The sequence below is a fragment of the Roseateles flavus genome (assembly GCF_039872765.1).
GTDB classification, from domain to species: Bacteria; Pseudomonadota; Gammaproteobacteria; order Burkholderiales; family Burkholderiaceae_C; genus Roseateles_B; species Roseateles_B flavus.
In genome coordinates, this window is the sequence record NZ_JBDPZC010000041.1 from 1 (window position 1) to 2,252 (window position 2,252).

General features: G+C 71.6%; 1 protein-coding gene. It reads right to left on the reverse strand.

Going from position 1 to position 2,252, the window contains the following annotated elements; all coding sequences use genetic code 11:
• Positions 1 to 2,252, reverse strand: a 2,252-nt coding sequence (locus ABDJ40_RS24620) for a condensation domain-containing protein (RefSeq protein ID WP_347613747.1), incomplete at both ends; no start/stop codon positions are given.

Genomic DNA, 2,252 nt, shown 5'->3' on the forward strand with positions numbered 1-2,252 from the left:
CACCGGCTCGCAGTCCTGCAGCATCTGCCCCAGCCGCTCCCCCGGATACGCCGCATCCAGCGGCACATACGCCCCGCCGGCCTTGAGCACCGCCACCATCCCCAGCACCAGCTCCACGCTGCGCCGGGCGCAGATCGCCACCCGATCGTCCGGCTTGAGCCCCAGTCCCTGCAGATGCCGCGCCAGCCGGTTCGTCTGCGACTCCAGCTCCGCATAGCTCAGCCGCCGACCCGCCCCCTGCACCGCGGTCGCCTGCGGCGTGCGCATGGCCTGCGCCGTGATGCGCTGACCCACGCTCTGCTCAGGCGCCTCTTGCTCCGGCCCTCGGCCCAGCGCCAGCACCTGCTCGCGCTCCGCCTCCGGCAGCACCTCCACGTCCCGCACCGCCTGCTGCGGCGCATGCTGCAGCGCCTGCACCATGCCCTGCAGCGCCGTGTGCATCAGCGCGCACACCCGCTCTGCACCCACCGACGCCTGGACCTGCGCCGTCAGCATGAAGTCCTCGCCCAGATCGTCCACCGCCAGCGTCAGCGGGTAGTTGGTGCGTTCCTCGCTGCTCAGGTGTTCGATGTCGTCCAGCGACTCGGCCTGAGCTGCGGCAGCTTCGGTACCAAGGTCGGCATCGACTTCGGAGGCCCCATGCCGGTAGTTCAGCAGCGAGCTGAACAGCGGCGTCTGGGCCGGCACGGCGCTGCAGCGCTGCGCCAGCGCCAGCGGCGCGTGCTCGTGCCTGAGCAGCTGCGCCAGCAGCTGGTGCACCTGGCGCAGCCCTTCGTCCAGGCGCTGCGCCCCCACGCTCAGCCGCAGCGGCAGGGTGTTGATGAACATGCCCAGCACACGGTCCGCGTGCTCGCCGCCCTGCATGCGACCGAACAGCACCGTGCCGAAGACCACGTCCTGGCGCCCCGTCGTGCGTGCCAGCACCAGCGCCCAGGCCAGGTGCATCAGGCTGGCGGCACTCACCCCCAGGCTGCGCGCACGCTGGCGCAGCGCCTGCGACAGCGCCGCCGGCAGCACCAGGCGCGCTTCCTCGATGTCCGCTCCGTCGCCCTGCACGTCCAGCAGCCCGAAGGGCGCCGTCGGCTCCTCGATGTCCCCCAGCATGCGCCGGAAGAAGGCCTCGTGCTCCGCCTGGCTCACGCCCAGGCGGGCCTGGGCCACGAAGTTGCGGAACGGGGCCGGCGCAGCCAGTGCCTCCAGCCGGCCTGCCTCGATCAGGTTGGCCTCCTGCACCAGCAGCTCCAGCGTCGTGTGATCGATCGCCAGGTGGTGGGCCAGCACCAGCAGCACCCAGCGGCCCTGCTCTGGGTCCTGGGCCGCATGGGCCTCCAGCAGCGGCACCCGCCGCACGTCCAGCCGGTAATGCCGCGGATCGAAGCGCTGCTGCAGCTGCTGCGCCACATCGCCCTGGGCCGGGTCCAGCTCGACGAAGTCCAGCGCCAGCCTCGCCTGGCGGCGCACCACCTGCACCGGCTGCTCCAGCCCTTCCCAGGCCATGCCGGTGCGCAGGATGTCGTGACGGTCTATCACCTGCTGCAGCGCCCCCACGAAGCGTTCCAGGCGCTCGCGGCTGGCAAAGCCCAGCAGGCTGGGCAGCAGGTAGGGGTCCCCCTCCTTCTCCATCAGGTGATGGAACAGGATGCCTTCCTGCAGCGGGGCCAGCGGGTAGATGTCCTGCACATTGGCCGCGCCGCCTTCCACGCCTTCCACGATGCGGTCGATGGCGGCCTGGTCCAGCTGTACCAGGGTCAGCATCGGCGGCGTGATGGCCGTCGCGCCCTCGGGGATCAGATTGGGCGGCACCTGCACCTGGGCGCTGTCGTCGCCCAGGCCCTGGGCCAGCTCGGCCAGCGTGGGGGCGGTGAACAGGTCCCGCACGTCCGCATGCAGGCCTTCGCGGCGCATGCGCTCGATCAGGCTCACGGCCATCAGCGAGTGCCCGCCCAGCTCGAAGAAGTTGTCGTGGCGGCCCACGCGCTCCAGCTGCAGCAGCTCGGCCCAGATGGCCGCCAGCGTGGCTTCTACCTCGCCCTGCGGTGCCTCGTAGGCGCGCCGGCTCCAGGCCTGCTCGTCCGGCGCCGGCAGCGCCTTGCGGTCCAGCTTGCCGTTGGGCGTCAGCGGCAGCGATCCCAGCTGCACATAGGCCGCCGGCACCATGTAGCTGGGCAGCGTGGCTTGAGCCTGCGCCCGCAGCTGCTCCGCCGTCGCATGGCCGGTGTAGTAGGTCACCAGGCGCTTGTCACCGGGCTGGT